7 protein-coding genes are annotated in these 8,291 nt (G+C 74.1%); all 7 read left to right on the top strand.

What is annotated here, in order from left to right:
• Nucleotides 1-73: 73 nt before the first annotated feature.
• Genes ACGF07_RS22980 through ACGF07_RS23010 form a run of 7 tightly spaced genes read left to right on the top strand, consistent with a single transcriptional unit; the run spans nt 74 to nt 8,049 of the window.
• Nucleotides 74-1,138 carry a radical SAM protein gene (locus ACGF07_RS22980; protein WP_392901568.1) on the top strand — a complete coding sequence of 355 codons (1,065 nt, stop codon included), beginning with the start codon at nt 74-76 and terminating at the stop codon, nt 1,136-1,138.
• Nucleotides 1,138-2,340 carry an enolase C-terminal domain-like protein gene (locus ACGF07_RS22985; RefSeq protein WP_392901570.1) on the top strand — a complete coding sequence of 401 codons (1,203 nt, stop codon included), beginning with the start codon at nt 1,138-1,140 and terminating at the stop codon, nt 2,338-2,340. Before ACGF07_RS22980 ends, ACGF07_RS22985 begins: the two co-directional genes overlap by 1 nt.
• A complete protein-coding gene (locus tag ACGF07_RS22990) occupies nt 2,337-3,050 on the top strand; it encodes an HAD family hydrolase (protein ID WP_392901572.1) in 714 nt (237 codons plus the stop codon). Before ACGF07_RS22985 ends, ACGF07_RS22990 begins: the two co-directional genes overlap by 4 nt.
• A 29-nt stretch (nt 3,051-3,079) precedes the next feature.
• Entirely contained in the window at nt 3,080-4,198 is a 1,119-nt protein-coding gene (locus tag ACGF07_RS22995; RefSeq protein ID WP_392901574.1) for a hypothetical protein, read from the top strand.
• Nucleotides 4,195-6,345 (top strand): phosphoketolase, encoded by a 2,151-nt coding sequence (locus ACGF07_RS23000; protein ID WP_392901576.1) that lies wholly within the window; start codon nt 4,195-4,197, stop codon nt 6,343-6,345. Before ACGF07_RS22995 ends, ACGF07_RS23000 begins: the two co-directional genes overlap by 4 nt.
• Nucleotides 6,342-7,205, top strand: a complete 864-nt coding sequence (locus ACGF07_RS23005) for a phytanoyl-CoA dioxygenase family protein (protein ID WP_392901577.1) — start codon at nt 6,342-6,344, stop codon at nt 7,203-7,205. The genes ACGF07_RS23000 and ACGF07_RS23005 overlap by 4 nt, the downstream gene beginning before the upstream one ends.
• A gap of 43 nt (nt 7,206-7,248) precedes the next feature.
• A complete protein-coding gene (locus ACGF07_RS23010; RefSeq protein WP_392901579.1) occupies nt 7,249-8,049 on the top strand; it encodes a class I SAM-dependent methyltransferase in 801 nt (266 codons plus the stop codon).
• Nucleotides 8,050-8,291 lie beyond the last annotated feature (242 nt).

Genomic DNA, 8,291 nt, shown 5'->3' on the forward strand with positions numbered 1-8,291 from the left:
CGACCGCTCCTCGCGGACACCGGCCGGCCTGGCCGTGTCCTGCCCGCACACGACTGCGAGACGGAGACAAGAGATGCTCGAATCGGTTGCCCACCTGGAGAAGGTGGCCAAGCAGTGGAACGTCAACACCGAGGACGTGCTGCTGATCGCCCTGAACGCCTGCGGCGCCCGCTCGCCGCTGGCCAAGCCCCGCATGCGCTTCCAGCTCCGCCTGGACTCGCGCCCCGCCGACCCGCTGTTCCTGATCCTGTCGCTGGGCCGCCAGGACTCCCCGTTCGAGCTGGACGAGCACGAGCTCCGCCTGGGCGGGGTGAAGGTCGGCGAGGTCGACGGCATCGAGGACGACGACGCCGTGCTCGGTTACTGGCGCAACGGGAAGAAGATGCTCACCCTCAACTCCAACGCCCGCTCTCAGTGCACCGGTTGCGTGTTCTGCCCGAACACTCTGGAGGACGCCTCCGACCCGAAGATCAAGGCCCTCGACTTGGCCGGCTACCTCGGCGCGCTCGCCGCGAACTCCGGCATGGAGGACCTGACGCCGGTCGAGACGGTGACGGTCTGCACCGGCTGCTTCCTCCATGAGCACCTCGCGCTCGAGCACCTGGCGGAAGTCCGTACGGCGATGGGTGCGAACGGCTGCACCGGCACCCTGCACTTCCTGTCCTCGGTGCTGACCACCGAGGCCGGGCTGGACGCCGCCGCCGGCCTGGGGCCGTTCCACCTGACCCTGACCGCTGAGTGCTTCACCGAACGGCGCCAGATCCTCAAGGAGTCCAAGGCCAAGCTCACCCCCGAGGAGATGGTCACCGCCCTCGGGGCGGCGAAGGAGAGGGGGATCACCACCGACTTCACCTACATCGTCGGCCTGGACCCGATCGAGCCGGCCGTCGAGAACCTCAAGGACTTCGTCCCGGTGACCACGACGTTCCCCCGGTTCCAGACCTACCAGGCCCACAACCCGTTCATGGACGTCTACCGGACTCCCGGCTCCGACACGATCGAGTGGCACCTGACGATGCGCCGCAACATCGAGGAGCTGTTCGCGGACACCGGGCTGCGGCCGGCCTGGTGGCAGAACTACCGCAGCCCGTGGTGCTTCACCTTCGCCGGTGAAGAGCTGACCGGAGCGAGGATCTGATGACGGCCACCACCCCCCTCGAGGCGGCTCGCTGCGGCGACGCCCGGTCGGTCCGGGAATCGGGCACGGTCATCCGCGAGGTCCAGGCATGGCGCCTGCCCCCGCAGGGCGCGGGACTGCCGGACGGGCTGCCGAAGGAGATCGCCGCTGTTGCGGTCGAGCCGGCCGGGCCCCAGTGGGCCGAACACCGCGAGCGGTTCGCGCTCTGCCTGGTCGCCGACGGCGGGCTGGGCTGGCACGGCCCGGTCAGCGAAGTGGTGCTGCAGGTGATCCGCGACGACCACGCGGCCGGCCTGATCGGTCACGACGCCGCCGAGCACCGCCGCCTGCCTTACCGGAGGACGACCGGCCGCCACCGGCAGGGTCCGCACGTACGGCAGGCCGCGTCCGCGATCGAGCTGGCCTGCTGGGACCTGGCCTCGGCCGCGTCCGGCCGGAGCGTGGTCGACCTGCTCGGCGGGCGGGTCCGCTCCCGCGTCCCGGCCTACGCGTCCGCGCTCGGTCTGGACCCCACGCACCCGGCCGCGGCGGATGCGGCGGCCTGGATCGCGGAGGCCGGGTTCTGGGGCCAGAAGTGGCCGCTGACGAAGCAGTTGATCCTCGCCGGTCCTCGCGCGGTTGCCCAGGTTCTGGGCCGGCTGCGGGAGGCCGCCGGGGAGGGGCCGTTCATGGTCGACGGCCTTCGCCGCTGCCACCTGGACGACGCGCTTCGGCTGCTGCCGGTCCTCGCGGACGTCGGGGTCCACTGGGCGGAGGAACTGGTCCCGGCCGGCTCCTGGGGCTGGCAGCGGCTTCGATCGGTCCACACCGGGGTTCCGCTTGCGGCGGGCGAGCACGCGGTCGACGAGGCCGAGCAGGCGAGGCTGCTGACCGGCGGGCAGGTGGACGTCTGGCAGGTCGACGCCGGCTGGGGCGGCGGCCTCGCCCGGGCACTGCACACCGTCGAGACCGCCGCGGAGCTGGGCATCCCGGTCTTCCCGCACGGCGCCCACCTGGACGCCGCCCTCGCGCTGGCCGCCGTCTGCTGCCGTGACAAGGTCCCGGCCGTCGAATACCACCTGACCGTCGAGCCGCTGCGGCAGCAGATCCACCACCAGCCGCTGACAGCCGGCGGCGGCTGGATTGCGGCCCGCACCGCCCCGGGGCTGGCCGAGCGGCTGCGAGTCGTGGGCGATGACCCGCTGTGGTCGGTGGGCCGATGACCGGCCGGCAGATGCGGCCGCGCTTGACCGGGGCCGAGCGGAGCTCGCTCTGGGCCCCGGTCCGCGGGGTCTGCTTCGACCTGGGCGGCACCCTGGTGGTCACCGACACCCACCCGACCACCGGTCAGGTCGCCCACGTCCTCGGAAACACGCTGGAGGAGGCCCGGGAGGTGATGAAGGGCCGCGCAAAGCGCCGCCGCGTCACCCCCGCCGACCTGGCCGCCGATCTCGCCCGCGACTTCGGTCGCCCGGAGGCGTTCGAGCCGCTGCACCGGGTGCTGGAAGGCGCCCGCACCCGGGCGGCGTCCCCGCAGCTGTTCCCGGACGCCCTGGCCGCCCTGCAACTGCTGCGGGCCCGCGGGTTCGCACTGTTCGCGATGACCAACTCGCTCGGCTCCTCGATCCCCGACCAGGAGCCTCCCTTCCACGCGCTGCTGGACGCGGTCGTCTACTCCGCCGACACCGGCTTCTGCAAGCCCGAGCCGGGGGCGTTCGCCGCCGTCGAGGCCATGGCCGGCCTGGAGCCGCACCAGCTGCTGCACGTCGGGGACTCCGCCCTCGCGGACGCCGCCGGGGCCGTCGCCGCGGGCTGGCACGCGGCCTACCTGCACCGTCCCGAGGACACCCGGCTGCCGCAGCTGGCCGAGCCGCCGGCCGTCACGATCCGCACCTTGCGCACGCTCCGTCACCTGCTGCCCGCCGGCAGCTGATCCCACGTCACCGAGGGGGAGGTCCACCCATGGACCAGAGCGCCAACACCATGCACGACCCGCTGGCCACGTCAGTTCCCTTGTTCGACCCGTCGGCGATGCCGCTTCGCCAGTGGTGCACCGGCAGCCGGGAGGACCCGCTCACCGGGCTGGTTGCCTTCCCGGACTTCCACACCTCCATCCCCCGCGCGCTCGCGGCCGAGTTGGAGGAGGGCGGCCTGGTCGCCTTGGCGATCGGCGACGTCGACGGGCTGAAGGAGCACGTCGAGCAGACCAATGCCACCGACGCGGCCAGCTTCGGGCACCTGGCCGGGAACCAGGTCATGGCCCGGCTCGGCGCAACCACCCGCACCTGGTTCCGCGACCAGCCCTGGGAGGCGGCCTGCGCGGCCACCTTCGGCGGCGACGAGGTCATCATCGCCGCCGCCGTCGACGACCCGGCCGCCTTCCACCAGGCCCTCTGCGGCCTGCGCGACCGGCTCGCCGAGGTGCTGCCCACCCGGGTGTCGTTCGCGCTCGCCGTCGCAGGTCCCGGCCACCTGCCCGCCGGCCGGGCGGGGAACGCCTGGAAGCACACCTTCACCGACCGGCTGCTGGCCACCGTCGACCGCTGCCTGTTCGCCCACAAGGCCGTCCGCCGCACCGCCGGGACCGAAGGCGGCGTCATCGCCGTCACCGAGGCTCCCGGCACCGGCCCGACCGGCACGCTGCAGCCGCTGCCGGAGCCCGGCCGGGTGCTGCACGTGACAGCCCGGCCCTCCCGCCTGGGCGGCCGGCCCGTCCTGCTGCTGCCCTGCCAGGGCCCGGCCGGCCTGCGCGGACGGCGGCTTCGGGTCACCTTCCCCGAGGCCGGCGCCCGCACCCTGGTCGCCGTCTCCGCCGCCGGCCAGGCCGCCCTGCCCGTCGAGCACCTCGCCGACCGGGCAGGCGTCCCCCTGGTCCTGCGCGGAATCCGCGAGGCCGCCTCGCACCGCGTCCCCGACGACCTGGCCGCCGCCCTGACGGAGGCCGGGGCCGACTGGGCGGCGCTTCCGGCCCACGAACGCGCCCAGATGCTCCACCTGATCACCGAGTCCGCCGATCCCCAGGTCCGCGCCGACCGCATCACCGCGGCCGTCGCCGCCGCCCGCACCCGGAGCCCGAAGTGACCACCGCTCTCAGCACCACCGACCCCGGTCCCGCCCCGGCCGGGGCCGGCTTGCCCGACTGGGGGCAGGCCGCCGCAAAGGCCCGCGCCGCCGTCCCGGATGAGGCCGTCGACGCCTGCTGGCGGGCCCTGAACTACCTGTCCGCCGCCCAGCTCTATCTCGCGGACAACCCGCGCCTGGCCCGGCCGCTGCGGCACGAGGACCTCAAGCCGCAGCCGCGCGGCCACTGGGGCGTCTGCCCGCCGGTGAACTACCTGCTCGCCCACCTCGGCCCGCTCATCTGCCACCGGCCGGACGGCTCCGAGCTGCTGGTGCTGCACGGCGCCGGACACGCCGGACCGTCCGCTCTCGCCCACGCCTACCTCAACCAGAACCTGCCCCTGACCGGCGGCGACGCCTGGTCGATGGCCGACCTGCGGGCCCTGATCGCGAGCTTCCCCGACGCCCGGCGGTTCGGCTCGGAGATCACCCCGCTGATCCCCGGCATCCGGCACACCGGCGGGCAGCTCGGCCCCGCGCTCGCCGTCGCCCAGGGCATGGCCCTGGACGCTCCGCACCGTCTCGTCGTCCCGCTGATCGGCGACGGCGAGCTGGAGACCGGCGCCACCGCGGCGGCTTGGCTCGCCCGCCGGGCCTTGGTGGGCGCCGGCGAGCACGGGGCGGTGCTGCCCGTGGTGCTGGCCAACGGGCTTCGGATGGGCGGCCCGTCCCTGCTGGCCGGCCTGACCGGCGAGGAGATCGCCGCCTACTTCACCGGGCTCGGCTATCGGCCGCTGGTCGCCGACGGCCACGACCTGCCCACTTTCCGGCGCCTGCTCGGCGAGGCGTTCACGATGCTCCGGCCGCTCGGCGAGGCGGGCCCGCAGCCCGTGGTGGTGCTGACCATGCCCAAGGGCCACACCGGCCCCGAGCACGTCGCGGGCCGGCGGATCGCCGGGACACCCGCCGTCCACAAGACGCCGCTGGCCAATCCGCTGGAGAACGACGCCGAGTTCGCCGCCCTCGCCGACTGGCTCGCCTCCTACCGGCCGGCCGAGCTGCTGACCGCCCAGGGCCGCCCGGCCGACCTGGTCCGCCAGGCCCTACCCGGCCCCGCCCGCAAGCTGTCCGCCGCACAGCCGGCGGTCCGGCTCGGGACCGGGCCGCGGCGGAGTTGGGCGGATGTCAGCGCGGTCCTGCGGGCCCGCGCCGAGCGTCCCGGCTTCCGGCTGTTCAGCCCGGACGAGATCGTCTCCAACCGGCTCCGTCTCGACCTGGACGGCAGCATTCCCGACTGGGCGGTGGAGATCCTTAACGAGGAGGTCTGCCATGCCTGGCTGCAGGGCTACACCGAGACCGGCCGAGACGCGCTGCTGGCGACCTACGAGGCGTTCGCCCCGGTCAACACCAGCCTGCTGGTCCAGCACCTCAAGCACCGCAACCTGCGTTACGCGGCCGGGCACGCGAACCTGCCCTCGGTGAACTACCTGATCACCTCGCTCGGCTGGCGCAACACCTACACCCACCAGAACCCCGGCCTGGCCTCGGCGATGCTCGAACTCGAAGACCCGTCGGTGCACATCTACACCCCCGCCGACGCCACCCGGGCCGCCGCCGTCCTCGCGGCGATGCTCGCCAGCCGGGATCGCGTCAACTTCCTGATCACCGACAAGCACGGCGGGGTGAACTTCCCGCCCGGCCCGTTCCGCGACGAGCTCACCCGCGGGGCCGCGATCTGGCCCCACCTGGCCTTCGGCCGAGGCCGGCCGGACCTGGTCCTGGCCTCCGCCGGGGACGTCCCGGCCCGCCAACTCGCCGAGGCCGCACGCAACCTCCGCCGGATTCGCGCCGCCACTACGATCCGATACCTGCACATCAACGACCTCACCGTCCTCGGCCCGGCCGGGATCTGGCCGGCCGCGCTGACCCGGCAGGCGTTCACCAACCTGTTCGGCATCGACTGCCCGGTCCTGCTGGCCGTCCCCACCTTCCCCGGCGCCGTCCGAGCCCTGCTCGCGGCCCGCGGCGAGGCGGACCGCTTCCACGTGGTCGGCTACCGCGACCCCGGCCGCCCCGTCAGCACCGACCGGCTGCTGGAGCACGCCGGGCTGTCCGCCCCGGCGCTGTCCGCCCGCGCGACCCGACTCATCGAGGAGCACAGCAAGTGACCCGCCCCCTTCCGGCCCCGCCCGACCCGGACCAGCTCGCCGCGTTCGACCGCGACGGCTACCTGGTCCTTCGCGACGCGATCAGCGCCGACCTGCGGGAGAGGCTCGCCGAGGCGAGCCAGCGGCTGCTGGCCACCGACCGCACCGCCGGCCGGGACCGCAGCACCGACGGCAAGGACGGCTTCCGCGGCGTCGTCGCCATGGACGACGCCTTCCTGCCGCTGATCGCCAACCCGGCCGTCCTGCCAACCATCGTCGGCCTGCTCAGCCCGAACCTGCACCTGATGTCCAGCAACCTGATCCACATGCCGTCCATCCCGCCCGGCGGGAAGCGCACCATCCGCGTCCCCGAACGGCACGGCTGGCACCGCGACATGGCCGCCGCCACCCGCGACCTCGGCCCCGCGAAGGTCCCGCGGCTCGCGATCAAGGCCGCCTACTACCTCAGCGACATCACCCCCGACGCCGGCCTGACCATGGTCCTGCCCGGCAGCAGCCACGACCCCGGCCCGGTCACCGTCCCCAAGGGCGCCATCGACCCGCCCCGCGCGATCACCCCCGACCTCGGCCCCTGCGATGTCCTCCTGTTCGAGAACCGCACCTGGCACGCCGGCGGCCTCAACACCTCCGGCCGCCCCCGCCTCGCGGTGATGATGCAATACGGCTACCGCTGGCTCGCCGACCTCGACGACCCCGCCCCGCACCTGCGCGAACGCACCGACCTGGACGACGTCGAACGCCAGCTGCTGGGCGCCCCCGACCGCAACGAGGACGGCTCCGTCACCCACGAAGGCGCCGGCGCCTGGGCCGTCCAGCAGTGGTGGGACCGCGTCAACCAGACATCCGCGCATTCCTCCTGAAAACCACCCGAACCGCACCCGCGTCCGCGAAAGACTGGTGACCATGACCGCCTACACGCCCAGCGAGCTGTTCGCCTCCACCGCCCCCTACTACGCCAAGTTCCGGCCCGGCTACGACCCGGAGCTCTACGACCTGCTCAAGGAGAAGTTCGCCCTCGACGGCACCCAGCGCGTCCTGGACCTGGGCACCGGCACCGGCGTCCTCGCCCTCCCGCTCGCCCGCCTGGTCGGCGAGGTCGTCGCCATCGACCCCGAGCCCGGGATGCTCGCCGAAGGCCGCAAGCTCGCCGACGCGGCCGGCATCACCAACATCACCTGGCTCCAGGGCGATTCCACCACCCTGCACACGCTCGACCTCGGCCAGGTTCTGCTGACCGTGATGGGCGCCGCGTTCCACTGGACCGACCGCGACCAGCTCCTCAAGGACCTCGACCACCTCATCGCTCCCGGCGGGGCCGTCGTCCTCGCCTCCGGCGGCGCCCCCGGCGACGTCGAACCCGCCCCCTGGCTGGAGGTCATCACCGAAGTCCGCACCCGCTACCTCGGCCCCGAGCGCCGGGCCGGCTCCAGCACCTACAGCCACCCCAAGGAACGCCACCAGGACGTCGTCGCCCGCTCGCCCTTCTCGAAGATCGAGATCGCCCGCTGGGACCGCACCCTCACCCGCACCCTGGACGAGGTCGTCGGCCTGCAGTTCTCCTACAGCTACTCCAGCCCCGCCCAACTCGGCGACCAGAAAGACGCGTTCGAGCGCGACCTGCGCGAAGCCCTCACCGCGTTCAGCCCCCAGGGCCGCTTCGACGAACTCATCCGCACCGAAGCGATCATCGCCACCCGACCCTGACCAACACCGGGAACCAGAGCGAACGAGATAGTGGGGGGGGGGGGGGGGGGGGGGGGGGGGGGGGCGCCCCCCCCCCCCCCGCCCCCGGCCGCCGCCCCCCCCCCCCCCCCCCCCCCCCCCCCCCCCCCCCGCCGCCCCCCCCCCCCGGGGGCCCGGGGGGGGCGGGGGGGGGGGGGCGGCCCGGGGGGCCCGTGGGGCGGGTGGATCGGGGAGAATGGGCGCGGATCAGCGGGTACGGCGGT

It is taken from the genome of Kitasatospora sp. NPDC048194 (genome assembly GCF_043202455.1).
Classification (GTDB): domain Bacteria; phylum Actinomycetota; class Actinomycetes; order Streptomycetales; family Streptomycetaceae; genus Kitasatospora.